Source organism: Actinocorallia aurantiaca, from assembly GCF_039533685.1.
In the GTDB taxonomy this organism is placed as follows: Bacteria; Actinomycetota; Actinomycetes; order Streptosporangiales; family Streptosporangiaceae; genus Actinocorallia; species Actinocorallia aurantiaca.
In genome coordinates, this window is sequence record NZ_BAAATZ010000047.1 from 35,174 (window position 1) to 60,126 (window position 24,953).

29 protein-coding genes are annotated in these 24,953 nt (G+C 68.9%); 16 read left to right on the forward strand and 13 right to left on the reverse strand.

From position 1 onward, the window contains the following. Positions 1-15 precede the first annotated feature (15 nt). From ABD327_RS37040 to trxA, 4 genes are all read left to right on the forward strand, one after another. A complete protein-coding gene (locus ABD327_RS37040; protein ID WP_344458376.1) occupies positions 16-1,398 on the forward strand; it encodes a hypothetical protein in 1,383 nt (460 codons plus the stop codon). A gap of 98 nt (positions 1,399-1,496) precedes the next feature. Continuing rightward, the gene (locus tag ABD327_RS37045; RefSeq protein ID WP_344458379.1) at positions 1,497-2,276 is read left to right on the forward strand and encodes a VOC family protein; all 780 of its coding nucleotides are present in this window, start codon (positions 1,497-1,499) and stop codon (positions 2,274-2,276) included. 133 nt (positions 2,277-2,409) lie between these two features. Next, on the forward strand, positions 2,410-2,913 hold the full coding sequence (locus tag ABD327_RS37050; RefSeq protein ID WP_344458382.1) for a MerR family transcriptional regulator: 504 nt from the start codon (positions 2,410-2,412) through the stop codon (positions 2,911-2,913). Beyond that, positions 2,822-3,100 (forward strand): thioredoxin, encoded by a 279-nt coding sequence (gene trxA, locus ABD327_RS37055; RefSeq protein WP_344458385.1) that lies wholly within the window; start codon positions 2,822-2,824, stop codon positions 3,098-3,100. Before ABD327_RS37050 ends, trxA begins: the two co-directional genes overlap by 92 nt. Before the next feature lie 32 nt (positions 3,101-3,132). Here trxA and add read toward each other — a convergent pair whose 3' ends face one another. Then, the gene (gene add / locus ABD327_RS37060) at positions 3,133-4,182 is read right to left on the reverse strand and encodes an adenosine deaminase (protein WP_344458388.1); all 1,050 of its coding nucleotides are present in this window, start codon (positions 4,180-4,182) and stop codon (positions 3,133-3,135) included. A 47-nt stretch (positions 4,183-4,229) separates the two neighbouring features. Then, a complete protein-coding gene (locus tag ABD327_RS37065) occupies positions 4,230-4,619 on the reverse strand; it encodes a DUF7144 family membrane protein (protein ID WP_344458391.1) in 390 nt (129 codons plus the stop codon). 228 nt (positions 4,620-4,847) lie between these two features. On the opposite strand from ABD327_RS37065, the gene ABD327_RS37070 reads away from it, so the two are divergent. Next, positions 4,848-5,399, forward strand: a complete 552-nt coding sequence (locus ABD327_RS37070) for a hemerythrin domain-containing protein (protein WP_344458394.1) — start codon at positions 4,848-4,850, stop codon at positions 5,397-5,399. Positions 5,400-5,436: 37 nt separating this feature from the next. On the opposite strand, the gene ABD327_RS37075 is transcribed toward ABD327_RS37070, so the two are convergent. Then, on the reverse strand, positions 5,437-5,949 hold the full coding sequence (locus ABD327_RS37075) for a mycothiol transferase (protein ID WP_344458397.1): 513 nt from the start codon (positions 5,947-5,949) through the stop codon (positions 5,437-5,439). Between the two features lie 177 nt (positions 5,950-6,126). Between ABD327_RS37075 and ABD327_RS37080 the strand changes: the two genes are divergently transcribed. The 4 genes from ABD327_RS37080 (at position 6,127) to ABD327_RS37095 (ending at position 9,829) form a co-directional block, all read left to right on the forward strand. Then, the gene (locus ABD327_RS37080; RefSeq protein WP_344458399.1) at positions 6,127-8,229 is read left to right on the forward strand and encodes a carbon starvation CstA family protein; all 2,103 of its coding nucleotides are present in this window, start codon (positions 6,127-6,129) and stop codon (positions 8,227-8,229) included. After that, positions 8,226-8,393, forward strand: a complete 168-nt coding sequence (locus ABD327_RS37085) for a YbdD/YjiX family protein (RefSeq protein WP_344458402.1) — start codon at positions 8,226-8,228, stop codon at positions 8,391-8,393. Before ABD327_RS37080 ends, ABD327_RS37085 begins: the two co-directional genes overlap by 4 nt. A gap of 81 nt (positions 8,394-8,474) precedes the next feature. Continuing rightward, complete coding sequence (locus tag ABD327_RS37090; RefSeq protein WP_344458405.1) at positions 8,475-8,795, forward strand: PadR family transcriptional regulator; 321 nt, start codon at positions 8,475-8,477, stop codon at positions 8,793-8,795. Next, the gene (locus ABD327_RS37095) at positions 8,792-9,829 is read left to right on the forward strand and encodes an HAAS signaling domain-containing protein (protein WP_344458408.1); all 1,038 of its coding nucleotides are present in this window, start codon (positions 8,792-8,794) and stop codon (positions 9,827-9,829) included. The genes ABD327_RS37090 and ABD327_RS37095 overlap by 4 nt, the downstream gene beginning before the upstream one ends. 175 nt (positions 9,830-10,004) lie before the next feature. On the opposite strand, the gene ABD327_RS37100 is transcribed toward ABD327_RS37095, so the two are convergent. After that, complete coding sequence (locus ABD327_RS37100; RefSeq protein WP_344458410.1) at positions 10,005-10,901, reverse strand: LysR family transcriptional regulator; 897 nt, start codon at positions 10,899-10,901, stop codon at positions 10,005-10,007. Between the two features lie 314 nt (positions 10,902-11,215). On the opposite strand from ABD327_RS37100, the gene ABD327_RS37105 reads away from it, so the two are divergent. Beyond that, positions 11,216-11,683, forward strand: coding sequence for a PPOX class F420-dependent oxidoreductase (locus tag ABD327_RS37105; protein WP_344458413.1), 468 nt, complete (start codon positions 11,216-11,218; stop codon positions 11,681-11,683). A 191-nt stretch (positions 11,684-11,874) separates the two neighbouring features. On the opposite strand, the gene ABD327_RS37110 is transcribed toward ABD327_RS37105, so the two are convergent. The 5 genes from ABD327_RS37110 to ABD327_RS37130 all read right to left on the reverse strand — a co-directional run bounded on the left by ABD327_RS37110 (position 11,875) and on the right by ABD327_RS37130 (position 16,332). Then, positions 11,875-12,417, reverse strand: coding sequence for a glutathione peroxidase (locus tag ABD327_RS37110; RefSeq protein WP_344458416.1), 543 nt, complete (start codon positions 12,415-12,417; stop codon positions 11,875-11,877). Positions 12,418-12,581: 164 nt separating this feature from the next. Next, positions 12,582-13,316 carry an SDR family oxidoreductase gene (locus ABD327_RS37115; RefSeq protein ID WP_344458419.1) on the reverse strand — a complete coding sequence of 245 codons (735 nt, stop codon included), beginning with the start codon at positions 13,314-13,316 and terminating at the stop codon, positions 12,582-12,584. Between the two features lie 180 nt (positions 13,317-13,496). Next, the gene (locus tag ABD327_RS37120) at positions 13,497-13,757 is read right to left on the reverse strand and encodes a hypothetical protein (protein ID WP_344458422.1); all 261 of its coding nucleotides are present in this window, start codon (positions 13,755-13,757) and stop codon (positions 13,497-13,499) included. 338 nt (positions 13,758-14,095) lie between these two features. Further along, complete coding sequence (locus tag ABD327_RS37125) at positions 14,096-16,081, reverse strand: hypothetical protein (protein WP_344458425.1); 1,986 nt, start codon at positions 16,079-16,081, stop codon at positions 14,096-14,098. Positions 16,082-16,128: 47 nt separating this feature from the next. Next, on the reverse strand, positions 16,129-16,332 hold the full coding sequence (locus ABD327_RS37130) for a hypothetical protein (protein ID WP_344458428.1): 204 nt from the start codon (positions 16,330-16,332) through the stop codon (positions 16,129-16,131). Positions 16,333-16,566: 234 nt separating this feature from the next. On the opposite strand from ABD327_RS37130, the gene ABD327_RS37135 reads away from it, so the two are divergent. Next, complete coding sequence (locus tag ABD327_RS37135) at positions 16,567-17,196, forward strand: SMI1/KNR4 family protein (RefSeq protein ID WP_344458431.1); 630 nt, start codon at positions 16,567-16,569, stop codon at positions 17,194-17,196. Positions 17,197-17,427: 231 nt separating this feature from the next. On the opposite strand, the gene gad is transcribed toward ABD327_RS37135, so the two are convergent. Beyond that, positions 17,428-18,798: a glutamate decarboxylase gene (gene gad, locus ABD327_RS37140; RefSeq protein ID WP_344458434.1), complete on the reverse strand. Its 1,371-nt coding sequence runs from the start codon at positions 18,796-18,798 to the stop codon at positions 17,428-17,430. A 306-nt stretch (positions 18,799-19,104) separates the two neighbouring features. Here gad and ABD327_RS37145 point away from each other — a divergent pair, with 306 nt between their 5' ends. Together ABD327_RS37145 and ABD327_RS37150 are read left to right on the forward strand one after the other, a co-directional pair. Beyond that, positions 19,105-19,614: a SigE family RNA polymerase sigma factor gene (locus ABD327_RS37145; RefSeq protein WP_344458437.1), complete on the forward strand. Its 510-nt coding sequence runs from the start codon at positions 19,105-19,107 to the stop codon at positions 19,612-19,614. Then, the gene (locus tag ABD327_RS37150) at positions 19,607-20,419 is read left to right on the forward strand and encodes a hypothetical protein (protein WP_344458440.1); all 813 of its coding nucleotides are present in this window, start codon (positions 19,607-19,609) and stop codon (positions 20,417-20,419) included. The genes ABD327_RS37145 and ABD327_RS37150 overlap by 8 nt, the downstream gene beginning before the upstream one ends. Here ABD327_RS37150 and ABD327_RS37155 read toward each other — a convergent pair whose 3' ends face one another. Both ABD327_RS37155 and ABD327_RS37160 read right to left on the reverse strand, forming a co-directional pair. Continuing rightward, the gene (locus ABD327_RS37155) at positions 20,420-20,704 is read right to left on the reverse strand and encodes a hypothetical protein (RefSeq protein ID WP_344458443.1); all 285 of its coding nucleotides are present in this window, start codon (positions 20,702-20,704) and stop codon (positions 20,420-20,422) included. It abuts the gene before it with no gap. 71 nt (positions 20,705-20,775) lie between these two features. Further along, positions 20,776-21,345: a TetR/AcrR family transcriptional regulator gene (locus ABD327_RS37160; protein WP_344458446.1), complete on the reverse strand. Its 570-nt coding sequence runs from the start codon at positions 21,343-21,345 to the stop codon at positions 20,776-20,778. Positions 21,346-21,444: 99 nt separating this feature from the next. Between ABD327_RS37160 and ABD327_RS37165 the strand changes: the two genes are divergently transcribed. Next, the gene (locus tag ABD327_RS37165; RefSeq protein WP_425547290.1) at positions 21,445-22,305 is read left to right on the forward strand and encodes an SCO6745 family protein; all 861 of its coding nucleotides are present in this window, start codon (positions 21,445-21,447) and stop codon (positions 22,303-22,305) included. A 188-nt stretch (positions 22,306-22,493) separates the two neighbouring features. On the opposite strand, the gene ABD327_RS37170 is transcribed toward ABD327_RS37165, so the two are convergent. Continuing rightward, on the reverse strand, positions 22,494-23,435 hold the full coding sequence (locus ABD327_RS37170; protein ID WP_344458451.1) for an alpha/beta hydrolase: 942 nt from the start codon (positions 23,433-23,435) through the stop codon (positions 22,494-22,496). Positions 23,436-24,043: 608 nt separating this feature from the next. Here ABD327_RS37170 and ABD327_RS37175 point away from each other — a divergent pair. Both ABD327_RS37175 and ABD327_RS37180 read left to right on the forward strand, forming a co-directional pair. Beyond that, entirely contained in the window at positions 24,044-24,292 is a 249-nt protein-coding gene (locus ABD327_RS37175; protein WP_344458454.1) for a helix-turn-helix transcriptional regulator, read from the forward strand. Then, positions 24,289-24,915, forward strand: a complete 627-nt coding sequence (locus ABD327_RS37180) for a hypothetical protein (RefSeq protein WP_344458457.1) — start codon at positions 24,289-24,291, stop codon at positions 24,913-24,915. Before ABD327_RS37175 ends, ABD327_RS37180 begins: the two co-directional genes overlap by 4 nt. Positions 24,916-24,953 lie beyond the last annotated feature (38 nt).

Consider the following 24,953-nt stretch of genomic DNA (forward strand, 5'->3'; position numbering starts at 1 on the left):
CCTACAGTTACGTTCGTGGAACGGGCTGAGATCGTCGTGAGCAAGTCGCTGGAACTGGACGGATTGATCCGGACCGGAGAACTCCTGTCCCGGAAGGGCGGTCTGATGACCGTCCGGTGGGACGACGACGGCCGGGTGGAAGAGGTCCGGATCAGTTCCACGACCACCTTCATGCCGCCTGGAAGCCTGCGCTACCAGGCGTTCGTCGACCCCGCCTCGCTCGCCGTCCGGCTGGAGAAGGACCCGCTCGCGCTGGTGGTCCAGCTTCTCGACGAGAACGGCACGCGGCTGAAGGCCGCCGACATCAAGAGCCTTCTCGTCGGGTTCGGGCTCCATTCCGCAGACGTGGACAAGGCCTGGCGCCGGATCCAGAGCAAGCTCATCTCCCTCGAAGAGGTCTCGGTGAGCAAGGCCGGCTACCGGTGGAAGCCGAAGAGGCACCACGTCCCGGCGCCTCCCGCCGAGGACGCGGCTCCGGCCGCGGCCCCCGCTCCGGAGGAAGAGCAGGAACCGGCCCCCTCCCTGCTGGAATCCGTGCTCGGTTCCTCCTCTCCCGCCGCGCTCCGCGAGCACCTGAAGACCCCTCTGGCGGTCGGCGTCCGGCTGGGCAGGCTCTCGGCGTCCGAGATCGACCTCCTCGTGGAGTCCGCGCCGGACGATGACAAGCACGCCGTCCTCAGCCTGCTCCTGGCCCGCCCCGGCCACGACCAGTCCCTCGACCTGGTCGGCGGGCTCTCCCCCGCCGACGTCGACACGATCCTCGCCAGGGCCGCGGCGGAGGTCCACGAGGACGACTCCGCCCAGCGTTCCGCGCTGTTCTTCCTGCTCACCAGGGCCCTGCGGCTGGGCGCGCTCGCCAGGACCAGCCCGCGCACCACGGTGGAGCTGCTGGCCCCGATCGCCACGCAGACGGACCCGTCGAAGGACGACCTGGCCCTGATCGGCGACGTCCTCGGCGTCCTCCAGGAGGTCCTGAGGTCGGCCTCCCACCAGGAGCAGGCGGCGGTCGACCTCCGCCGCCTCGCCGCCGTCGCCGCCGCGCTCCCCTTCTCCTCCGGCGGGGCCGGACGGGCCCCGTTCCTGGCCACCGTGTTCAAGATCTGGCCCGCCCAGCGGACCGACCGCGTCTGGTGGACCGGCGCCTCCCCGGCGGCCCTGAGCGAGTGCGAGCCCCAGCTCCGCCAGGTCTTCGAGGACCCGGACGTCAGGGACCGCGTCATCGCCCCCCTCATGGTCAAGGAGGTCGCGGACGTCGCCACCCGCCCGCACCTGACCAGGCTCCTCGGCCTCCCCGCCGCCCTCGTCGACGCCCTCCCGCCCGCCGACGTGGCCGCGGCCCTCCGCCGCGTCTCCCACACCGATCCCGCCCTGGCCTCCTGGCTGAACGCCCTGGACTGACCGGCCCGCCCCGTCTTGGCGATATGTATTCCGCCCACCCGGTGATCATTTACTTTGTCGGGCATAGCGTGAAATGAGCCGGTAAAGCGGGAGGGCTCATGGCCGAGGTACGGGAGTACAGCCCCGGGACTCCGTGCTGGGCGGAGCTCGCCACCCCGGACCTGGAGGCGTCCAGGGCGTTCTACTCGGAGCTGTTCGGCTGGGCCGCCTACACCATCTCCACCGACCGGTTCGGCGACTACGAGATCCTCGCCCTCGGAGACATCCAAGGCCCGATGGTGGGCGGCATCACCGAACTGGCCGACGAGTCGGAGAGACCGTCATGGACGTGCTACTTCGCCGTCGACGACGTGGACGCGACCGTCGAGGCGGCCCGCTCCGCGGGCGGCCAGGTGTACATGGAGGGCACCGACATGGGCGACACGGGCCGGACCGCGATGCTGGCCGGCCCGGAAGGAGCCGAGTTCAGCCTCTGGCAGGCCTACGAGATGGCCGGCGCCGAAGCGGCCGGCGTACCCGGAACGATGTGCTGGGTCGAACTGGCCTGCCGAGACACCGAGAAGGCCCTCCGCTTCTACAACAAGATCTTCGGCTGGGAACCCGTCACCAGGATCTACGACCACACCGCCTACACCGACTGGCACCTCCGCGGGCGCCCCGTATGCGGAATGATCCACATGGGCGACCGCTGGCCCGCCCACTACCCCGCCCACTGGATCCCCCACTTCGCCGTGGCCGACTGCGACGCCTCCGCCGCCAAGGCCACCGCCCTGGGCGCCCACATCCAGCTCCCGCCCCGCGACACCGACCGCGGCCGCTTCGCGATGCTCACCGACCCCGGCGGCGCCCGCCTCGCCATCCTCACCCCGAAGGAGTGACGGCCTCCGGGCGGTGAGTCCGAAGACGGCTGCGAGGCGCGCGGGGAGGCTCAGCGCTCTTCGTCCACAGGGCTTGACTTTGACGTCGGTGTCAAGGGTTAGCGTCTGTGGTGGTCGTCCGGTGGGAGGGGTCATGCGGATCGGGGAACTGGCCGCGCGGGTCGGGGTGAGCACGCGGGCGCTGCGGTACTACGAGCAGCAGGGGCTGATCTCGGCGCGGCGGGGCGTGAACGGGTACCGGGAGTACGACGAGGCCGACGTGCGGCTGGTCGTGGAGATCCGGTCGCTGCTCGCGTCGGGGTTCTCGCTGGAGGACACCCGGCCGTTCCTGGAGTGCCTGCGGGCCGGGAACGAGGCGGGCGGCTCCTGCCCCGAGTCGGTCGCCGTCTACCGGCGCAAGCTGGCGGAGGTCGACGCGGAGATCCGGGCCCTGATCAGGCGGAGGGCCGAACTGACCGAACAGCTGACGAGTGCGCGCCCCGGATGCGTCCTGTCCCAGGAGGAGAGAAATGATCACGCTGACGACGGAGAACTTCGACGAGCGGGTGCTCCGCGCAGACAGACCGGTACTGGTCGATTTCTGGGCGGAGTGGTGCCCGCCCTGCAAGATGATCGCCCCGATCCTGGAGCAGCTTGAGGCCGAGTACGGCGAGCGCCTGACCATCGCCAAGCTCAACGGCGACGACCACCCCGAGATCGCCCGGCGCTACGGGATCCTCGGCTTCCCCACCCTCAACCTGTACCGCGACGGCGAGGTCGTCCACCAGATCGTCGGCGCCAAGCCCAAGCGCCTCCTCAAAGCCGAGCTGGACGACCGCGTCTGAGCCCCGAAGCCCGGCCGGGTCCCGAGACCGGCTCAACCGGGCTGGAGCGCCGCCGCCTCGTCCGTGATGCGGCGGCGCAGGGCCGTCCGGTCCGCGGGGTCGAGCCAGCTGGCTTCGACGCCGTCCAGGGCGATCTGCACCATGTCGGACCAGGTGTAGCCGAAGGCCTCGGCGACGGAGCGGTACTCGTAGCCGAGGTCCAGGTCGGTCAGCGCCGGGTCGTCGGTGTTGAGGGTGGCCAGCAGGCCTGCGCGGCGCATCCCGGGAAAGCAGTGGTCGGCCAGCGCGGGGTAGGCGTTGGCAATGCGGATGTTGGAGTTCGGGCAGACGGTCAGCGGGATGCGCTCGAGGGCGAAGCGCTCGACCAGGGCCGGATCCTCCATGATCGACAGCCCGTGGTCCACCCGTTCGGCGCCGAGCACGTCCACCAGCGTGGCGATCGCGGACGGGGGGCTGTTCTCCCCCTGGTGGCCGGTACGGCGCAGCCCCGAACGCCCCGCCAGCTCGTAGGCCTCGCGGAAGGAGGCCGGGTCGACGCCCAGTTCGGTGGAGTCCATGCCGATGCCCAGGATCCGTTCGGCACCGGGCGTGTTCCTCCTGCGCAGCCCGACGACCTCCTGGACGAGGAGCAGTCCGGCCGCGGGCCCGTACGCGCGGTCGATGTCGGCTATCAGCATGGCCCGCGAACCCGTCTCGGCCTCCCCGGCGGCGAGCCCCTCGTGCAGCCCGGCGACGATGTCCTCCAGCCGCTGACCGCCGGCGAGGTGCCGCGCCGGGGTGAAGAAGACCTCGGCGTACACGCGGCCGTGCGCGGCGGCGTCCACGACGCTCTCGTACGCCAGCCGCGCCCAGTCGGCACGCTTCACCAGGACGGACTGCACGAGCCAGAACACCGACAGGAACTCGTCCAGCGAGGTGTAGCGGTACAGCTCCGTCACCTCGGTGGCGGGCAGCGGGATCCCGTTGGCCCGTGCCAGCTCCATCACCGTCCCGGGGCGCATCGTCCCCTCGACGTGGCAGTGCAGTTCGACCTTCGGCAGCCGCTCCAGCGCCTCGTCGAATCCCGTTCGTACCTCGGTCATGCGTCCTGATTCTGCAGCTCTCGTGTTTCCCGCGGGTTGAAAGGCGGTCACCTCAGCGCTTTGGGCTCGTAGGCCAGCAGCGCCCAGATGACGATCACGTCGAGGACGATGATGAGAATGGCCCACCACGGGTAGTAGGGGATGAAGAAGAACTGGGCGAGTGCCTGGAGCACCACCACCACGAGGGTGGGCCAGCGCGCCCAGCTCTGGCCGGACAGCAGCGCGACGCCGACCACCACGACCAGTACTCCGAGGATCAGGTGGATCCAGCCCCACCCGGTGGTGTTGAACTCGTAGACGTAATTCGGGGTGACGACGAAGAATTCGTCCCTGATGATGGCGGCGAGACCGACGAATATGCCCCAGAGCCCATTGATGATCAAAAGGATCGCGGCGAAGAGCACGAATCCCGTTGCTGTGGATTGACGCCCGTCCATCCGGCCTCCTCGGTTCGGTTTCTCATGGTCTTCGTCTTCACGGCTTCCCCCGCTGTACGGGACATGACGTCGTCAGACGTGATCTTTTGCCCTGCGCCGAGGGAGACTTGTGGCGAACGGCCAGGAGAATTGCGACCCTTTGACAGACCAGTGACCGTTGTCACCGTGGTTTGACGGTTCGCAGGGGTACGGGAAAAGGCGTACCCCAATGGAGCGAAAGGAGCGGCTATGACCGCGCAGACCCGGGAAGATGTGGTCGATCTGCTGCTGAAGCAGCATGACGAGATCCGTTCGCTGCTCGACACCGTCGAGAAGAGCAGCGGTGAGCGGCGGAAGCAGAAGTTCGACGAGCTGCGCCAGCTCCTCGCGGTGCACGAGACCGCCGAGGAGGAGGTCGTCCACCCGTACGCGCGCCGGAAGTTCGGCGGGGACGAGGCCGTGAACGAGATCCTCGACGAGGAGAGGCAGGGCAAGCAGGTCCTCAGTCGGCTGGAGGACGTGGAGACCGGTTCGCCGGACTTCCTACCGCTGTTCCGCAAGCTGCGCGCCGCCGTCGAGGCGCACGCGCGGCACGAGGAGGAGACGGAGTTCCCGCAGCTGCGGATCAAGGGCTCCGAGGACGAGCTCGTCGGCATGGCCACGCTGGTCAAGGCCGCCGAGGCCGTCGCGCCCACGCACCCGCACCCGGGCGTGGAGAGCCAGACCAAGAACCTCGCCCTGGGCCCGATGGCCGCGGTCGTCGACCGCGCCCGGGACGCGATTCACAAGGCGCGCAGCTGACGCCCGACCTAGGGGCGGGGCCCGGGGGGCCTCGCCCCTATCCGTGCGCCCGTTCGTAGATCCCCCGGATGTACGCCGCCTGCCCGACGTGCTGGAGGTCGTCCTCGATGACGCTGACGAGCCGGACGGCCATCGTGACGGGCGGATCCCAGTTCTCGTCGACGATCCGCGTCAGCTCGGACTCCTTCACGGACCGGACGAACTCCTCCGTCCGGGCGTGGACGGCGTCGTAGTAGCCCAGCAGCGCCTCCGCCTCCGCCTCGACGGAGGCCACCTGCCCGGCCGCATGCCCGTAACCGGTGTCGTACGGATCCAGCGGAAGGCCGAACCGCTCGGCCCACCCCTCGGACGTCCAGACCTGCTCGGCCCCGATGATCTCCGAGAGGTGGTCGTCCTGCACCCGGGTGAGGTGCCAGACCAGCCAAGCGATCGAGTTCGCCCCCTCCTCCGGCCGGTACGCCAGCGCCGCCGCGTCGAGCCCCTCGACGGCGGCGTGCACACCCTCCCGGACTCGCCCGAAGGCGTCGACGAGTAGATCCGCGCTGTTCATCGGGCGTCTCCCCTGGCTCTCGGCTCCTGAAGACGTTGCCTTCCCGGCCCCCGGCGTCCGCACACATGGCGGGCCGCCCGCGCACGGCCCCGAGGATGTCCACAACCCCCACCGCCTCTTGACTTTCTGTGATGTCATGAGAGAAGTGATACGGATCACCCCCGGAGGAGGCCCGTCATGCGGCAGAAAGTGATCTGGTTCCTGGTCGCCGCGGTCGGTGCGCTGGCCTGGGCCGTGCTCGCGCTGGCCCGCGGCGAGCACGTGTCCGCGGCGTGGATCCTGTTCGCGGCGCTCGCCTCCTACGCCATCGGCTACCGGTTCTACGCGCGGTTCATCACCTACCGGGTCCTGCGGGTGGACGACACCCGTGCCACCCCGGCGGAGCTGAAGAACAACGGCATCGACTTCCATCCGACGGACCGCCGCGTCCTGTTCGGCCACCACTTCGCCGCGATCGCCGGGGCGGGCCCCCTGGTCGGCCCGGTCCTGGCCGCGCAGTGGGGGTACCTGCCCAGCACCCTGTGGATCATCATCGGCGTCATCTTCGCGGGCGCCGTCCAGGACCTCGTGGTGCTGTTCTTCTCGATGCGCCGCAGCGGCCGCAGCCTCGGCCAGATGGCCCGGGACGAGATCGGGCCCGTCGGCGGCGTCGCGGCGCTCGTCGGTGCCCTCTCCATCATGGTCATCCTGCTGGCGGTGCTCGCCCTGGTCGTGGTGAACGCCCTCGCGGGTTCGCCCTGGGGCACGTTCTCCATCGCGATGACCATCCCGATCGCCCTGTTCATGGGCTTCTACCTGCGGTACTTCCGGTTCGGCAAGGTCATGGAGGTCTCCGTCATCGGGGCGGTCCTGCTGGTCCTGGCGGTCGTCTCCGGCCGCTGGGTCGCCGAGTCCGGCTGGGGGGCCGCCGCGTTCACCTGGTCCCCCGAGACTCTGGTCCTCGCCCTCGTCGGGTACGGCTTCGTCGCCTCGGTGCTGCCGGTGTGGATGCTGCTCGCCCCCCGCGACTACCTGAGCGCGTTCATGAAGATCGGCGTCATCGCCCTGCTCGCCGTCGGCATCCTCGCGACCCTGCCCGACCTGCGCACCGAGGCGTTCACCTCGTTCGCCTGGGAGGGGAACGGCCCCGTCGTGGCCGGAGCCCTGTTCCCGTTCGTCTTCATCACGATCGCGTGCGGCGCCCTGTCGGGCTTCCACGCCCTGGTGGCCAGCGGCACCACCCCGAAGCTGGTCGAGAAGGAATCCCAGATCCGCGTCATCGGCTACGGCGGCATGCTCGCGGAGTCCTTCGTGGCCGTCATGGCCCTGATCGCCGCCTGCATCATCGACCCCGGCCTGTACTACGCGATGAACATGCCGGCCGCCACCCTCGGCCCGAATCTGGAATCGGCGTCCCAGGCCATCGCGAACCTCGGTTTCACCATCACCCCCGAGCAGCTCTCCGCGGCGGCGGCCGACGTCGGCGAGAGCACGCTCCTGTCCCGGACGGGCGGCGCCCCCACCCTGGCCGTCGGCATCTCGGAGATCCTCGCGGGGATCATCGGCAGCAAGGCGTTCTGGTACCACTTCGCGGTGATGTTCGAGGCCCTGTTCATCCTGACGACGGTCGACGCGGGCACCCGGATCGGCCGGTTCATGTTGCAGGACACCATCGGCAACGTGTGGAAGAAGTTCGGCGACGTCAGCTGGAAGCCCGGCCTCTACCTCTCCAGCGCGGTCATCGTCGGCGCCTGGGGTTACTTCCTGTGGGCCGGCGTCAAGGACCCCCTCGGCGGCATCAACCAGCTGTTCCCCCTGTTCGGGATCTCCAACCAGCTGCTCGCCGCCATCGCCCTCATCGTCTGCACGACGCTGCTGATCAAGACGGGCCGCGCCAGGTACGCCTGGGTGACGATCATTCCCCTCGTCTGGGACGTGGCCGTGACGCTCACCGCGTCCTGGCAGAAGGTGTTCTCCAGCGACCCGAAGATCGGTTTCTTCGCCCAGCGCGACCTCTACCAGGACGCCCTGGACGCCGGGAAGACCTCGCTCGGCAGCGCCAAGAACGTCGATGAGATGGAGCAGGTCGTCCTGAACTCGACGGTCGACGGCGTGCTGGCGGCGTTCTTCGCCCTGCTCGTCATCGTCATCCTCGTCGACGCCGTCCGTGTCTGGATCATCTCGCTGCGCCGCCGCGAGGTGGACACCACCGAGGACCCCTACGTCGAGTCCGAGCTCTACGCCCCCTCCGGCCTGATCACCACCGCCGAGGAGCGCCGGAAGATGAAAGCCCTGTCATGACCTGGCGTTCCTTCTGGAGGCTGCTCCGCGAGTTCACCGGCGACCGCGCCTACGAGCAGTACCTGGAGCACCGCGCCGCCGCCCACCCGGGCGAGCCGGTGCTGCCGGAGAAGGAGTTCTGGCGCCTGCGCACGGACTCCCGCCCGCCTTCCGGCTGCTGCTGAGCCCGGCTCCTTTCGACCGCACTGGCTCTTGCGCGGTAGTGCGGTATCCGTAGTAGTGTGCACGGCACAAGGAGGTTCTCGGTGGACACCACACAGCTCCTCAAGGGAGTGCTCGACCTCGCCGTCCTGGCGGTCCTGGACCGGGAGGACAGCTACGGCTACGACGTCGTGCGCCGCCTCCGCGAAGCCGGCATGGACGACGTCGGCGACGCCTCGGTCTACGGCACCCTGCGCCGCCTCTTCAAGGCGGGCGCGCTCAACTCCTACGTCGTCCCGTCCGAGGAGGGCCCGCACCGCAAGTACTACGGCCTGAACGCCACGGGCCGCACCACCCTCGCCGATTCCCGCAAGACCTGGACCTCGTTCGCACAGACCATGGACACCCTCTTGGAGAGTCGATGATCACCACACCGGTCTCCGACTACGCCGCGGCCGTCCGCGCCGCCCTCACCGACGTCCCCGAGCCGGACCGGTCCGAGCTTCTGGAAGACCTCGAAGACCACCTGGCGGAGGTCGCCGGCGAGTCCGACGAGCCCCTGGAGGCCCGCCTCGGCGCCCCCGAGTCGTACGCCGCCGAACTCCACGCCGCCTACCTGCAGCGCCCCGACCAGCGGCCGGTCTCCAAGAAGAAGCCCAGGCTCCTTCACCGCCTCGATGCCCGTGCCGCCGCCTTCCACACGCGCATGGCCGAACGGCTCCCCTGGTACGAGACGGCCAGGAACGACTTCCGTCCCGCCTGGTGGCTGTTCCGCGGCTACCTGGTCGCCGTCGCCTTCTGGATCCTCACCACGGGCGACGTCTCCCCGTTCCCGACGGGCATCCTCGAGCTCCTGATCCTCGTCATCGCCGTCGGCGCCTCGGTGGCCCTCGGCTACCGGATGCGCGCCGGCCGCCGCCGCTCCTACCTGCTGGCCTTCCTCGCCCTCGGCACCGGCCTCTTCGCCGTCTTCGTCGTCTTCGGCCTGATGGTGGAGAGCAGCGACGGCCCCACCGTCTACTCCTCCGAGGCCGACTCGGCCTTCTCGCCGAACGGCGACCTGGCGAACATCTACCCGTACTCCAAGGACGGAACGCCCCTCAAGGACGTCCTCCTCTACGACCAGAACGGTCGGCCGATCCAGCTCGACCCCGAATGGCACGGGTACCAGTCGGTCCCCGGCGGGGCCCCGCAGATCCCCAACTCCTACCCGTTGCCCATCTGCGACCCGAACACCTACATGGACGAGCCGCAGACCCCCCTCATCCCCTTCTGCCCTTCCTCGGACTCCGGGGATTCCAGAGCCACCGTCCCGCAGCCTCCCTCGGCGGCACCGCTCCCCGCAGCCCCTCCGACGGAGTCGGCGACGCCGGACGAACCGGCGGCGTCGGCGGAAAGCAGCCCTTCGTCCTCTCCCAGCGGTTCCCCGACGAAGCCCGAGAGCAGCCCGACGGAGTGACCTCTATCTGAGCACCTGCCACCGACGTTCTGATCGGATGCTCGCATGCCGACATCGCGTGGCCGGGAAGAGAGACCACCTCGCCGACGACCGCACCCCCGAACCACCCCGGCCTGATCCGGCATCCGCGCGCAGGATCGATCAGGCCGGGGTCTTCGTGCCGCCGGACCGGGCCTCAGCCCCTGTCGTCCACGAAGTCGTCGGCCATTCCGACGAGGGCGGCCGTCGCGGCGCCGACCCGCCGGTGTTCGGCCGTCGCCACGTGCAGCGCCCACTCCAGCGACTGGTCCGTGACAGGGAGGGCCTTGCAGCCGACGGCCTTCGGGACTGTCCTCGTCGGCAGGATCGTCACGCCCAACCCGTGCGCGACGAACTCGGCGGCGGCGCTGACGTCGGTGGCCTCCATCGTGATGACGCGTTCGACTCCGGCCGCGTCGAACGCCCGGTCGTTGGCGGTCCGATTGCCGTATCCGACGGGGTAGTCGATGAAGGACTCCCCGGCCGTCTCGGCCAGCGTCACCGTCTCCCGCACGGCCAGCGGATGGTCGGCGGGCACGACGAGCACCTGCGGAACGCGCATCAGCATGCGGGTGCGCAGCCCCGGGAAAGGCCGTCCGCCCACCCCGAGGAACGCGACGTCGACCACGCCTTCGACGAGGGACCGGGCGAGCCCCGCCGACCCGTCCCAGGTCGCGGCCCGCAGCAGCAGCCGCACTTGGGGATGCTCCCGGTGGAAACGGCCCAGCAGCCCCGCGAAGTCGAGACCTCCGACCCCGGTCAGGCAGCCGACGACCACCGTGCCGCGCAACTCCCCGCCGATCTCGTGGACGGCGTCACGCGCCTCCTGCGCCGCGTCGAGGGTCGCCTGCGCCTTGGGCAGGAGCGCTTTCCCCGCCTCCGTCAGAACGACGCGCTGCGCACTGCGTTCGAAGAGCACGGCACCCAGCTCACGCTCCAACGCGGAGATCGCCGCCGAGACGGCCGACTGCACCACATGCTGCCGGTTGGCGGCACGCGTGAAGCTCCGCTCGGCCGCCACGGCCACGAAGTACTCCAGGTGCCTGAGCTCCACGCCGCCAAGGATTCCACACGAATCCCCCGATGGACCGGGGCGAGCAGCCTGCCGACGGGCCTGGACGAGGTCGTGTTCGCTGACGCCCCCTTCGAAGGATCTCGGCTGTCAGACGATGCGGCCGCCTTCTCCGGGAAATACCGGACTGTGGCTTGTGAGGTCTCCGCCTGCCCTTGCCTCGACCGGTCCCTGTCCGTCCCACTCGTACAGTGGATCTACCGGGATGTGCGGTCGGCGGCGATCTCGTCGACGGGCGGCTCCGGTTCTGTTCACCGCGGCGGCGTCATCCGCCGCCGGACGAGGGGGAAGTACGCATGGCACCTCATATCGCCACCGCCGACACCGTCGGGCGCGACCAGCTCCTAAACTTCCTCAGGCCCCGGCACCGCTGCCTGCTGTCCACCTTCCGCGCGGACGGCGGCCCGCAGCTCTCCCCCGTCACCTGCGGGGTCGACGGCGAGGGGCGGATCGTCGTCTCGACCTATCCCGAACGGGCCAAGGCCCGCAACGTCCGGCGCGACCCGCGGGTCTCGGTCTGCGTCCTGTCCGACGACTGGAACGGTCCGTGGGTGCAGGTGGACGGCCGGGCAGAGGTCCTGGACCTGCCCGACGCCCTCGAACCGCTGGTGGAGTACTACCGCTGCATCTCCGGCGAGCACCCCGACTGGGACGAGTACCGCGCGGCGATGCGCCACCAGGGCAAGTCGCTGATCCGCGTCACCATCGAACGCTGGGGGCCCGTCGCCACCGGAGGGTTTCCGCCCCGCCTCGCCGAGGGCTGAGCGTACGTTCCGCGCCGCGCCCGGTCGCCGTCGCTTCGCCCGCGACGGCGACCGGCACTGCTTCCCGTCCGCAGTCGGCAACGGCTGCCCGCTGTTCATCGGTCGGGCCGAACCGCTGGGCGGCCATGGGGCTCCGCCATCCGTGGTTCTCTCGTTCGGTGAGCCCGCTGATCAGGGCTCAGGGGTAGAGCTCAGGCGGCCGGGAGGAGCCCGTCGAGGTCCTCGCGGATCTGCTCGGGGGTGGTGGTCGGCTCGTAGCGGCGCAGGACCTTGCCGTCCGTGTCGACGAGGAACTTCGTGAAGTTCCACTTGACCTCGTCGGTGCCGATGGCCTCGGGGCGGCTGTTCTTGACGTGCTCGTACAGGAATCCGTTGCCGGGGCCGAAGTCGCCAGGGGCCTCGGAGCGCAGGTGGACGAACAGCGGAGCGGCGGAGGAGCCGTTGACCTCGAGCTTCCCGAAGACGGGGAAGGTGACGTTGAAGTTGGTCGAGCAGAACTCCTGGATCTCCTCGTCGGTGCCGGGCTCCTGGCCGCCGAACTGGTTGCAGGGGAAGCCCAGGATCTCCAGTCCGCGCTCCTGGAACTCGCCGTACAGCGCCTGTAGGCCCTCGTACTGCGGCGTCAGCCCGCACTTGCTGGCGACGTTCACGATGAGCAGCGTCTTGCCGGAGAAGTCGCCGAGGCTCTGGAGGGATCCGTCCGCCGTGACCACTTCGAAGTCGTGTACGCCCATGGGTAACTCCCGATCCGTTCGCGGGCGCCACGTGTTCCGCCGCCTGAAGCCGGTTCCCGTCCGTGGTCGCCCGACCTCTTCAATAGACAGACTGGTCTGTCCGATTACCAGAAGAGCCTAAAGAGCCCATCTCCCACCGTCAACACCGCCTCGGGGGATAACGGTCAGGCGATGCCTCCGTTCGCGTACACGACCTGCCCGTTGACCCAGCGTCCCGGCCCGGCCAGGAAGGCGACGACCTCGGCGATGTCGTCCGGGGTGCCGAGCCGTTCCAGCGGCGGCCGCGCGGCCAGCTGGGCGATGGTCTCCTCGTCCTTGCCCCTGAGGAAGAGGTCGGTGGCCGTGGGGCCGGGCGCGACCGCGTTGACGGTGACGTCGCGGCCGCGCAGCTCACGCGCCAGGATGAGGGTCATCGCGTCGACGGCCCCCTTCGACGCCGCGTAGGCCGCGTACGTGGGGAGCCCCAGCTTGGTGACGCTTGTGGAGAAGTTGATGATCGCGCCGCCCTTACGAACCCGGCGCGCCGCCTGCTGGTCCACGACGAACGTGCCGCGGATGTTGGTGCGGTGCATGCGGTCCAGGTCGTCGAGGTCGAAGTCGGCCAGAGGCCCCAGGATCATGACGCCCGCCGCGTGCACGACGACGTCGACGCCCCCGTACGCCCGTTCCGCGGCGTCGAAGAGCGCCGCGACCTCGGCTTCCTCGGCGACGTCGGCCTGCACGGCGATCGCTGCCCCGCCGGCCGCGGTGATCCTCGCGACGGCGTTGTCCGCCTCGCTCTTGCTGCCCGAGTAGGTGACGACGACCGCGAACCCGTCGGCCCCCAGCCGTCCGGCGACCTCCCGCCCGATGCCGCGGGAACCGCCGGTCACGATCGCGACGCGCGGTGAGGTGGTCATGATGGCCTCCAGTGAAGGATCGGTGCCGTTGCCCTCAGCATCCGCCATCGGGATGCATCACGACAAACGAATCATTTCGATGATCATCATCGCTCTTTTCGATGCACCGGCTTCCGCCTTTCAGCCGAGCCACGGATCCCGCAGTCATACCCAGTCCGCGCCGCGGACCACGGGCATTTGCTATCTGTCCTTCACCGGACCGGGTTCGCACTCGTGCAGGACACCGAAACGCTTCTCGGCGATCCGCATCAGCGCGGTGAGGTCCTCCTGATAGTCACGACCGTCCTGCACCTTGCTGATGTCGATCCGCAGCCAGGGTTCATGCTGACCACAGCGAAATGTCGAGATCGCGTAGTACGGCCGGTCTCCCGGGTGAGATGGCGCATAGACGGTGAAGCCATAGCCGAGCGACTCTTCCAACCATGCGGGCCGGTAGTCCACGAATTTTTCTCGCTGTCGGTCGACGGCTTCGCGACCTTCGTTTTGGCTCCATCTCAGCCCGAGCGGCCCGACTGGACTCCCGTCACGGACCAGGCAGCCGCCCTTGTTCACGAGCCACCCACTGCGTTGTTCCTCAAGCCCAGATACAGCTCCGGTGATGCGTTGAAGAGCGTCCACGGACACCAAGTCACACCAGTACGGAGGAACATCAGCGACAGGGCTCAGGTCCGCTCTCTTTTTGGTGGTCGACTGATCTGGTACCTCACCCCTTCCACACTGAACCAACGCTAGAACCGTGACCAACGCCAGGCCCGCTGCTTTAGCCACCCCAATCAAGATCACCTTCTATCACCGCCGACAGCAAACTTTTCGATCGCTCCGTCGCGCGCGCTGTCAACTGCGCTGTTCACAGTGTTATTCAGCTTCGGGATAGGAACGTCACGCTCCCTACACCAGTCATAGAAGGCCTCAGCCTGGCCCTCATCCCAAGTCGACGGCGGCAGTATCTTCCCGTTCTCCGCAAAGATCTCACCCACGACCTCAGCAGCCTGATATTCCAGATGAAACACCGCCGAGGAGAGCAGCATCTGGTTGACGAGGTCGCGCATGCGGTCCTCGTCGCTGATCCGGTGGTTCTCGGTGTTCCCCTTCTCCGCGTTCTCCCCGAGCCGTTCCACCAGGTGCTTGCTGATCTCGTCGAAGACCTTCGCCCCGGCGGGTCCCGTGATCTCGGGCGGGACGCGGAAACGTGTCAGGTAGGCCGCCGGGTCCACCAGCCCCAACCCGAAGTCGATCTTCGCTTTGAGTGCCGCGTTGACCTTGTCCTCCTGGACTTTGAGGGCTTTCATCGTCTCCGTGCGCAAGGCTAGGAGGCGCCCCAGCGAGCCGGCCCCCATCGCCAGCCCGACCTCCCCTTCACGTCCCTTGCCGTTCTGGTCGTCGATCCACAGCCGCAGATGCCCGACATGGGCTTTGAACAGCGCCGTATAGGCCGCGTCATCCGTCACGGTGTCCGCGATGACGGCCAGGAGGAGTCGAGTCCGCTCCCGGGAGCCCCGCACGATGTGCCCCGAGTCCTCTGCCGCGTAGAGCTTCGTGGAGACGTGGTCGAGCTGGCTGATCAGAAGGTCGCCCATCGCCGCCCGGAGTCCCGACAGTTCGTCGAACGCCTCCCGGTCGTCGATCTTCAGCCCGCCGGCCTCGTACTTCATCAGCTTCAGCTGATCGGCCCCCAGCACCCGCACGATCTCGTCGAAGATCTCCCGAGAGCGTTCGTCCTCCCCCGACGCGGCGGTTCGAAGGACGTTCCCGAGCGCCGCCCCATGGTCCGTCCCCGCCCACATACGGCGACGTTCATGCAGCAGATAACGCAGGTTGCCGGAGGTCTCCCCCGCCGGCGTGTAGTCGAGCAGGATCTGCGCCCCCGCTCGCGACGCCCCAGCGGCCATGAGCAGCCCTTGCAGGTAATGCCCCGACTGCTCCCCTTCTCCTTGGGAAGCGACCGACGCGTAAATCCCGGCGGCATCCGGCACAGCCCGCCAAGAGGCGACGTCGTTCTGCCGCTCATGCGCGAGCATGTCCCGCCCGACCACGCGCATGAACGCGTCCGAGTACTTCACCGCCCCCGATCCAGAGCCGAGAATCGTGCCGAGCCCCTGATATCCGAAGTATTGCGGGCGGCTGTTCTCGGGAGGGAACCCGGCCCTCCCTGCAGCGGTGAGAGCGGTCAGAAAACCGTCCCCCGCATATCCCGCGCTCAACGGCCGAGTCCCGTCGGCGAGCGCCCGTCCCAGCAGTTCCATGGCCGCCCGGGTATCGGCCGTATTGGCGTCCAGCATCGCGTCATGCCGGTTGGCGTCGGTTCGGAGCTCCCGGCCCAGCCCGAACGGAACGTTCAGCACTCCGACCGCCCCGAGCTTTTCGAGCAGCCCTCGCGCGAAGTACGGATCACCGATGAACCGCTCGTAATTCCGCAGCGACCGAAGCGCTCCCCTGTCCCCGGCCGTAGCGCGCTCGAACAGGTCCGCCGCCTGATATCCGCTGATCTGCGCCTGCTGATCGGAGTACTCGTCCGGCAACCGGACGAACACCCCGTCCACCACGCTCAAAGCCGCCCTGGGCTGCTGCGCGTCAAGGTCCTGTGCGAGCCGCTGACGCCGTCGAAGGTCCGTCCCCGCTTCATGGGCCCACCGGGCGACCCGCGAAATCTCCAGCGCGGGCCCGGTATCCGCCCCCGCCGAGGCCAGCGCGGCATAGAGACGCCGGCCAAGCTGCTCCAGATCGCCTTCCGAACGACCCATTTCCAGCGTGAGCTGGTCGAACATGCTCAACTGCACCCCGCAGACCCCGGGTTCCAGCCACCCGTCCCCGCTCACAGGACGACACCGGACCCGCTGCCGACCCCCGACCTCCGCAACGAGTCCACGGCCTTCTGCAACTGCGCCTGAAGCACCTGCCGGTTCCGCCGCAGTTCCCGCTCGAAAACCCGAGCCGACGGCCCCACCCAGGCCTTGCCGTCCATCAGCCGCACGGAATCGTCGAACTGCCGCCAATGCCGGTCCGACATCTCCCGCACGTCCGCGAGGATCATCCGCAGCCGAAAGTCGTCCCCTGCCACAACGCCCCCGAAGAGCCCGAACCGAACCAGCCGACCACCCACAGTAATCGCGGCATCACCAGGGGAACGTGACTTGCGCCTGCCGAGACGGGACCGAGACGAGCCGTTGAGGAAGAAACAAGAACGAACCGACGCCATCCCACACCTCTGGTAGATCACAGAAATGTCCGGCACCGCCAATAGGTTCGGCGTGTGGAAACAACAGACCCCTTCCATCGGGCATGGAGCCGCTTCGCCACCTGGCTCGCCGAGCATTCTCCGCACGACCACTCTGAGCTCCGCCCACCCGCTACGGACGACCAGATCTCCGCGATCGAGACCCTGTACGGCTTCCCGTTGCACCCCGAGCTGAAAGCGCTCCTGCAACTGCACGACGGAGCGCGCAGAGAACTGGGAAGTTACGACTTGGACCACTTCCAGGCCGGCTCGTTCCTGCCTCTCGGCCACCGGCTCAACGACACCGACCTGATCCTCGGCATGCACGAGTTCCTCGTCGAAACGGCAGCGGAATGGGAGGAATTCCGGGAGGAGTACATCGAGGAGCCGCTCGAGTGCCATGCCGACGAATGGGTCCCCTTCGCCCATCCCAACGACGGTGGGCTCGCGTTCGTCGACCACCGGCCGGGCCCCACCTACGGCCACGTCTTCGAATGGGGCGCGGGATCCGGCTGCGATCCGCAACCGTGGGCGACGAGCCTGACCGACCTGTTCGACCGGCTCGCCGACGCCATCGAAACAGGTTCGCCCTTCCGGCACCACTATCCGTGCGTCGAGCACCTCGGCCCCGGCCGATGGTTCCTCAATTGGCCGATTCAAACCTGACCGGGCTCACTTCCCCTATCTCAAACGTCGTCCGGCGCGGACTGGACGGCTCTCAGATGATCAGCTGCTTCTCGCAGGACCCGCTGCTGTCCCGACGCGACCCTCAACAGCTCCGAGGAGGTTGGTCCCCCCAGACGAGGAGAAAACGCCGGACATCGTGGTGGTACGGGCTGGGAAGGTGGCGATGGCGACGTGACGTCCGGTTCGATGTTCCCTGTAGCGACCGGTGGGTCAGTGGTGGAAGCTCGGCTGTCGGGGGGCGCCGGTGCCGCCGCTGGCGCGCAGGCGTTGCAGGGCGCGTTCGATGTCGTCGGCTAGGAGGGAGATCTCGTCCTCCCCGATGCCGTGGCGGACGAGGACGCGTTGGACGGTCACGTTCTGGCGGTCGGCGGGGAGAGGGTAGGACGGGACCTGCCAGCCTCGGGTGCGGAGTTGTTCGGTGAGGTCGTAGAGGGTGAAGGGCGTGTCGTCCTTGAGGGTGTAGCAGACGGCGGGGAGCGCGCCTTCGCCGTCGTAGAGGAGGTCGAACGGGCCCATCGCGGAGATGCGTCCGGCGAGGTAGCGGGCGGTGTCGGAGCAGGCCTGGTGGATCTTGCGGTAGCCCTCGCGGCCGAGGCGGACCAGTTGGTGGTACTGGACGATGATCTCGCCGCCGGGGCGGGAGAAATTGAGCGCGAACGTGGGCATGTCGCCGCCGAGGTAGTCCACCCGGAAGACCAGTTCTTCGGGGAGCAGGTCGGCGGAGGCCCATACGATCCAGCCGCAGCCGAGCGGCGCGAGCCCGTACTTGTGGCCGGAGGCGTTGATCGAGGCGACGCGGTTGACGCGGAAGTCCCACACGAGGTTCGGGTGGAGGAAGGGAGCGACGAAGCCGCCGCTGGCCGCGTCCACGTGGATGGGGACGTCCAGGCCCGTCGCGGCCTGGATCCGGTCGAGTTCGGCTGCGAGTTCGGCGACCGGCTCGTAGTCGCAGGTGTAGGTGACGCCGAGGATCGCCACCACTCCGATGGTGTTCTCGTCGACGTGGTCGGCGAGCTGGTGCGGACGGAGCCCCGTCGCGCCCCGCTCCAGGGGGATCTGGCGCAGCTCGACGTCGAAGTAGCGGGCGAACTTCTCCCAGCACACCTGGACGGGCCCGCACACGAGGTTCGGACGGTCGGCCGGCTTGCCCTCGGCTTCACGTCGCCGGCGCCACCGCCGTTTCAGTGCCAGGCCGCCGAGCATCGCCGCTTCGCTGGAGCCGGTCGTGGAGCAGCCGACGGTGTCGTCGGACGCGCAGTTCCACAGGTCGGCGAGGATCTGCACGCAGCGCGACTCGATGTCGGCGGTCTGCGGGTACTCGTCCTTGTCGATCATGTTCTTGTCGAGGCACTGGTCCATCAGTTTCCGCGCCTCGTCGCCGTTCCACGTGGTGCAGAAGGTCGCGAGGTTCTGCGACGAGTTCCCGTCGAGGAGCAGCTCGTCGCGGATCGCCTCGTAGACGGCGCGCGGATCGCTCTCTTCGTCGGGGATGCGCCGTTTGGGCAGAACGCGTTCGCTCAACGGCATGCTGAACACGTCGTCCAGCGGATCGGTCTTGACTCTCACCCGGTGCAGCGCCATGCCGGGCTCCTACCCACGGCACCCGGGGTCCCGGCGTTTCTTCGGAACCTCTACGGCACTTTGACCAGGCTTTTCACGATAGCGATAGGTCAGGTCCATGCCGAAAACGGGATACTTACCGCTTTTCCGTGCGCCCCGGAGAACGGAAGTGATGTCGGCTCCGGGTTCCGACCGGTACCCGAGGAGCCGTGGGAGCAGGCGGTGCCTCAGTGCCCGGCGAGGAGGGCGCGCAGAAACTCGTCTCCGTCTGCAACCGGGTCCCGGAGGACCGCGTGTATTGGGCGACATCCGAGCCGAGGGGGCGATGTGGCGGACGAAGAGAGTTTCGCCGAGTTCTACCGAGGCGCCTATCCCGGCCTCGTCATCGAGCTCTACGCCTACACCGGCGATCTGGGCGACGCCCAGGACGCCGCGCAGGAGGCGTTCGCGCGGACGTGGCAGCGCTGGGACAAGGTGGGCTCCTACGACCGGCCGCGCGCCTGGGTGGCGCGGGTGGGCTACCGGCTGGCCGTCAGCCGGTGGCGCAAGGCCCGCAGCACGCTCGCGAACCTGTGGCGGCAGGGGCCGCAGCCGGATGTCGCCCCGCCGGGCGTCGTCTCGATGGTGCTGGTCGAGGCGTTGCGCCTGATCCCGGAGAGACAGAGGCGCGCCGTGGTGCTGCATTACATGGGCGGCTATTCGGTCGCCGAGATCGCGGAGATGGACGGGGTCGCCGAGGGCACGGTCAAGGCCTGGTTGTCGCGCGGACGCCGGCGGCTGGCCGAGCTGCTCACAGACGAGACGAACGGGATGAAGGAGGCCAACCGGTATGCGTAAGGTCGAACCCCTCTTCCAGGAGCTGCGCGACGGCATGCTCCCCCATGTGGCCGGCCCCGAACCCGTGGAGATCATCTCGCGCATCCGCACCCGGACCGTCCGGCGCAGACTCGCGGCCGGCGGACTCGCCGCGGCCGCCGCGGCCGTCGTGGTGAGCCTGGTCGCCTTCCAGGGCGGTCCCGAACGCGAGGACCGGCCGCCGGTGCTGACGCCGCCGACCGTGACCTCGTCCGCGCCCCCTCAGGGAAGGCCGCTCGAGCTCAAGGACCTGCTCTACGGCGAGAAGGCGGCGAAGGGAGATCCAAGGCGCTGGTACGTCAACACCGAAAAGGACGGCGGCTGGTGGCTGTCCATCCAGCTCTGCGGCGGCTACGAACCAGGCGAGGGGGACCCTTTCAGCCGCCGCATCCCTGGCACCGAACAGCGCTTCGACATCAATTACGACGGCCGTCTCAAGCTGGACGACAAGGTGGCTTTGACCTCACGCGGCGAACAGGTCATCGTTTTCGCCGACGAGGCCGCGGCCCGCAGAACGATGGGCGACATCGTCGGCTCGGCCAGAGAATGCGGGAGGACCGAGGCCGTCCTGGGCCGCCCCGGCATCGGCGACGAGTCGCTCAGCGTCGTCGGAACCTTTCCCGACGAACCTGAGCCCCAGCGCAACAACGGCATCGTCGTCAGGCAGGGCCGTGTCATCGTGGTCTACGGCAACCAACGCAACGGCGGTCGCCCCCTGGCCACCCTCTCAGACCACGAGCACGACGCCCGGAAGATGGTCGACAAGCTGAAGTCCCTCGGCTACTGATCACGCGACGGGACGTCCAGAACGCCGTGTGAGTGAAGAACCGCCGGTGTGGCGTTCACGCCGAAGACGCCGTCGACGTGTGATCCTGCACGATTTCTCCATGAGCGTGAACGACTTGGACGTCCCGCCGGGCTGCGGCTTACCCGCTTTGTGGCCGTCCAGTTGGCCCGGCCGCCACTGGCCGGTGACGCCCCGGGCGAGCATCCAGCGGGCGGCGTCGTCGCGCAGGCGCACGAGAGTGGCGAGGTCGGAATCGTCGGCGAGGCGGAAGCGCAGGTCGTTCACGTCGCCATCTTCACCCAGGCGTCCTCTCTCATCGACTGGCCGTGGGGTGCCTGATCGCTTACCGGCTCCGGTCAGCCTGTCGCGGGATTCGCGGCGGATTGGAACAGCTCGTTCGTCAGCGCCAGGAAGGCCTGTTCGGGGTCTCGTCCGTCCAGCAGGCCGTCCAGGTTGCGGGAGAGCAGCAGTGTCGCGAAGCCGTGGGCCATCGACCAGGCCGCCATGACGGCGGTGGCCTGGTCTGCGCCACGGCCCGTCACCGCCGTGTGGAGCTGGTTCCGGGTCCGCTCGCGCGCCGCGGCGAGCTCCTGGTCGTCCGGGCGCAGGAGCTCCGGGCGGAACATGACCTGGAAGTGCGCCGGGTATGCGGCGGCGAAGCGCACGTACTGGACGCCCAAGTCGCGCAGGCTTTCGGCTTCGCCGAGGGCGGCGGCCAGGAGGCCGTGGCCTTCGGCCGCGATGGCGGTGAGCAGGCCCGCGCGGTCCTTGAAGTGGTGTGCGGGCGCGGCGTGGGAGACGCCCGCGCGTCGGGCCAGGTCGCGCAGGGACAGGGCCGTCGGCCCGTCGGCGGCGATGACGTCGAGGGCCGCGGTGAGGATGGCCCGCCGCAGGTCTCCGTGGTGGTAGGCGCGTTCGGTGGTCACGGTCATCAGGTTACGCGCAATCTAGGCATTGACAAGTTCACCCGGAGAATGCAATCTAGGCACTGTCAAGATATGCGGATCATGGAACGAGAGGTCGTCATGGACAACGGACGCGCACGGCAGATGTGGCACCTCCTGGAGCCCCTGCACGCCATCGTCTACTACGCCCCCGAGGTCTTCGAGGAGATGCGGGCGCTCGGTTACGACACCGGCGAGCGCTGGCCGAGCTACTTCGCCTTGCGGGCGGCGCCGCTCGGGGCTCCCGGAGCCCTTCAGGTGGCCTCCGCGTTCTACAGCTTCAGCCCGCGCATGGTCGCCGAGCACGTCCCCGCCGCCTGGGACGTCGCCGCACCGGACAAGGTGCTCGCGGCCCGGACGCAAGGCGTCGACCGGGCATACCGCGCACTCATCGGCGAGCGGGTGGGGAGCCCCGATCTCGCCGAGGCCGCCGAGCTCGCCCGCCGTGCGGCGGAGGCCGCGCGCACCGAAGGCCGCCCGCTCGCCGCCGCCAACGCCGCGCTGCCCTGGTCCCGGGAGCCGCACCTCGTGCTGTGGGAGGCCGCGACGATCCTGCGCGAGCACCGCGGCGACGGCCATCTCGCCGCCCTCCTGGTCGCAGGGCTCGACCCCGTGGAGGCGCTGGTGTCGTTCGCTTCGATCGACGCGGCCCCGGCCGAGGTCTTCGCAAGCCGCGACTGGAGCGAGTCGGAGTGGGCGGCCGCCCGCGAACGGCTCGCCGCACGGGGGCTGCTGGACGCCGACGGCAGGGCGACCGACGCGGGCCGCGCCCTGCGCGCCGAGGTCGAGCGCCGCACTGACGAGTTGGCCGCCGCTCCCTGGCAGGCACTCGGTGACGAGGGCACCGCGCGGCTCGCCGAACTCCTCGGCCCGCTCTGGCTGGAGGCCCTCGGCGCAGGACTGCTGCCCCGCGTGAACACGCTCGGCATCGGGAAGGTCTGACGTCCGGTCGGTCGGTCTTCGGACGCGAAGGCCGACGGCGCCCCTGGTGCCGATGCGGATCCGCGGCCTTCAGTGACTGTTCCTGAAAGGCTCGCCTGTTCCGTCACGGATCCCCACCCGCGGCTCGGGGACCGGCTGAGACCGGCGCCAATGATCGATCGCGTCTCCCCCTGACCGCTGTGGCGGGCTCAGGTGGCGGGGCGGCCGATCGCCCGGGTGAGGGCCGCGATCTGCTGTCGGGTGAAGTCGCGGGCGACGCCGGTCTTGCCTTGGACGCTGTCGAACCCGTGGTAGGCGCCGGGCACGATGTGCAGGTCGCAGGGGACGCCAACCTGCCGGAGGCGTTCGGCGTAGGTGACGTCCTCGTCGTGGAAGAGGTCGTGGGTGCCGACGCCGATCCAGGCGGGCGGCAGTCCGGTCAGGTCTTCGGCGCGGGCGGGCGCGGCCGGGTGGGGGACGCCGTCGGGCTGGCCGGGGGTGAGGTGCGGGCCGAGGTAGGACTGCCAGCCGAAGTGGTTGTTGGCGGGGCTCCACATTCGGAGGTGGCGCTCGTCGATGTCGGTTCGCGTGTTGGTGCGGTCGTCCAGCATCGGGTAGACGAGGAGCTGGAAGGCCGGGTGGATGTCGGCGCGGTCGCGGGCGAGCAGGGCCAGTCCGGCGGCCAGGCCGCCACCGGCGCTTGCGCCGCCGATCGCGATCCGGTCGAGGTCGACGTCGGGTTGGGCGGCGAGCCAGGAGAGGGCGGTGTAGCAGTCTTCCAGCGGTGTCGGGTAGGGGTGTTCGGGGGCCAGCCGGTACTCCACCGAGACGACGATCGCTCCGAGTTCGCGGGCGACACGGGCACAGAAGCGGGAGTCCATGCGGGCATGGCCGATGACCATGCCGCCGCCGTGGATCCACAGCAGTGCCGGTTTGCAGGTCGCGTTCTCGGCTCCCGGGACGGTCCGGCCGTAGACGTCGACGCGGACTTCGGGTGTGACGGGCACCTGGACGGCTCCCGGCGGGAGTTTCCGGCCGGCGAGCCCGGTCAGAGCGCGGATCAGCCGCAGCTGACGGGGGCCGACCAGGCCGCGGGGAAGGAACCGGGCGGCCCGCAGGTCGGGGTGGAAGGTCTGGCCGTTTTCCGTCATGAGCGCTTCTCCACTCGGATCTGGTTACTCGTTCCGCAGGCCAGGCACACCATCCATGCCCGTAGCTCTCCGTCCTGCTCCCAGGCCCTGCCGGAGGCGTTGCCTTCGTCACCGCAGAAGAAGCAATCCGCTTCTTCGCCGGTCAGGCGCCGCATGGGACGGAGCTCTTCGTCCACACGCCTCCGGTAGCCCAGCCAATCGCACCGGGTGCACTCCCACCACTGCTCCGGTCTCGGCCTCGGCCCGCCGCCGCCCCACAGGTTCCGCCTCAGCAAGACCTCCAGTACCGCCAGCTCTCGCCCGCACTCAGGACAGCCAGGGTTCACGGGTTCTGTACTACCGGACGGACGACGTCGTGACCAGAAGTACGGCCGCTTCCGATACCGGCCGAAATCTCCTTCTGGTGCACCGCTCAGGGCGGAAACACGGCGAACCCCAGGCGGGACGTCGTACTCGACCCTGCTGCCACGGTTGTGGAACTTAGACCGGATGTAGTAGAACTACTATCAACGAACCAAGAGACAGTAAGAACCATCACGGTATTCGTACAAGGAGGAGCACATGGACGATCCGGCCGCGAGAGCCTCGGCCGCTGTGAGCGGTCCCTGATGCCCGCGGAGAAGAAAGACGAAGGAAGCGTCTACAACCGGATCCCGATGCTGAGGGCCGAGCGCGGCGTCTCGCGCCGCGACCTGGCCACCGCCCTGGGCGTCCATTACCAGACCATCGGCTACCTCGAGCGCGGCGAGTACCGACCCAGCCTGCACCTGGCGTTGCGCATCGCCGCCTACTTCGAGGTCCCCGTCGAGGTGGTCTTCTCCCTCAACCCCTTCCCCCGGATCGGGAGCAGCTCATGACGAACGAAGAACGCTCGGCGAACGACAGCAGCCCTTCCTGGCGGCAGAGACGGCAGGACAAGCGCGCGGAGCGCATGCAGGCCCTGGACGAGGAACTGGATCACCGCATGCCCGCCCGCTACGCCAAGCAACGCGCCCGCCGGACGCTGGCGGTCGTGGGCGGCGCCTGCCTGGGCCTGCTCTGGGTGGACGCCGCCGTCTCCTGGGTCCTGGCCCCGAGCGACACGGCGATGATCTTCAACTTCGTGGTCCTCGGCATCCTGGTGGTGGCGGGCTTCCCCCTGGCAGGCCAGCTCCTCGCGATCACCCGCGGCATGACGTTCAAATCGGAGCAGGAACTCGACGAGAGGGAGCAGGCCGGCCGGCTCCGCGCGTTCTCGGCCGCGCACAAGTGCACGTCCGTCGTGATGTTCGTCGTCCTGCTCGTGACCATGCTCGTCGACAGGGACGGACGAGACTCCCAAATCCCGGGCGCCGCGCTGTTCTTGATTCTCTTCGCCCTGCTGATAACCCACGTCCTGCTGCCGCTCATCGTGGCGACCTGGCAGATGCCCGACCCTCCCGCGGACGAGGACGAATTCGGTGACGAGGCCGACGAGGCCGTCCGCGACACGACGGCCTGAGGACTGCTGAAAATCCTGAAGCCTCGGGCCGCCGCGTG

Bases quoted from the DNA above. Each gene is read 5' to 3' on its own strand.
- ABD327_RS37045 (WP_344458379.1), top strand. From the start codon at position 1,497: ATGGCCGAGGTACGGGAGTACAGCCCCGGGACTCCGTGCTGGGCGGAG.
- ABD327_RS37050 (WP_344458382.1), top strand. From the start codon at position 2,410: ATGCGGATCGGGGAACTGGCCGCGCGGGTCGGGGTGAGCACGCGGGCG.
- add (WP_344458388.1), bottom strand. From the start codon at position 4,182: ATGACCGAGGTACGAACGGGATTCGACGAGGCGCTGGAGCGGCTGCCG.
- ABD327_RS37065 (WP_344458391.1), bottom strand. From the start codon at position 4,619: ATGGACGGGCGTCAATCCACAGCAACGGGATTCGTGCTCTTCGCCGCG.
- ABD327_RS37070 (WP_344458394.1), top strand. From the start codon at position 4,848: ATGACCGCGCAGACCCGGGAAGATGTGGTCGATCTGCTGCTGAAGCAG.
- ABD327_RS37075 (WP_344458397.1), bottom strand. From the start codon at position 5,949: ATGAACAGCGCGGATCTACTCGTCGACGCCTTCGGGCGAGTCCGGGAG.
- ABD327_RS37080 (WP_344458399.1), top strand. From the start codon at position 6,127: ATGCGGCAGAAAGTGATCTGGTTCCTGGTCGCCGCGGTCGGTGCGCTG.
- ABD327_RS37085 (WP_344458402.1), top strand. From the start codon at position 8,226: ATGACCTGGCGTTCCTTCTGGAGGCTGCTCCGCGAGTTCACCGGCGAC.
- ABD327_RS37095 (WP_344458408.1), top strand. From the start codon at position 8,792: ATGATCACCACACCGGTCTCCGACTACGCCGCGGCCGTCCGCGCCGCC.
- ABD327_RS37105 (WP_344458413.1), top strand. From the start codon at position 11,216: ATGGCACCTCATATCGCCACCGCCGACACCGTCGGGCGCGACCAGCTC.
- ABD327_RS37110 (WP_344458416.1), bottom strand. From the start codon at position 12,417: ATGGGCGTACACGACTTCGAAGTGGTCACGGCGGACGGATCCCTCCAG.
- ABD327_RS37115 (WP_344458419.1), bottom strand. From the start codon at position 13,316: ATGACCACCTCACCGCGCGTCGCGATCGTGACCGGCGGTTCCCGCGGC.
- ABD327_RS37125 (WP_344458425.1), bottom strand. From the start codon at position 16,081: ATGTTCGACCAGCTCACGCTGGAAATGGGTCGTTCGGAAGGCGATCTG.
- gad (WP_344458434.1), bottom strand. From the start codon at position 18,798: ATGGCGCTGCACCGGGTGAGAGTCAAGACCGATCCGCTGGACGACGTG.
- ABD327_RS37150 (WP_344458440.1), top strand. From the start codon at position 19,607: ATGCGTAAGGTCGAACCCCTCTTCCAGGAGCTGCGCGACGGCATGCTC.
- ABD327_RS37165 (WP_425547290.1), top strand. From the start codon at position 21,445: ATGGACAACGGACGCGCACGGCAGATGTGGCACCTCCTGGAGCCCCTG.
- ABD327_RS37170 (WP_344458451.1), bottom strand. From the start codon at position 23,435: ATGACGGAAAACGGCCAGACCTTCCACCCCGACCTGCGGGCCGCCCGG.
- ABD327_RS37175 (WP_344458454.1), top strand. From the start codon at position 24,044: ATGCCCGCGGAGAAGAAAGACGAAGGAAGCGTCTACAACCGGATCCCG.
- ABD327_RS37180 (WP_344458457.1), top strand. From the start codon at position 24,289: ATGACGAACGAAGAACGCTCGGCGAACGACAGCAGCCCTTCCTGGCGG.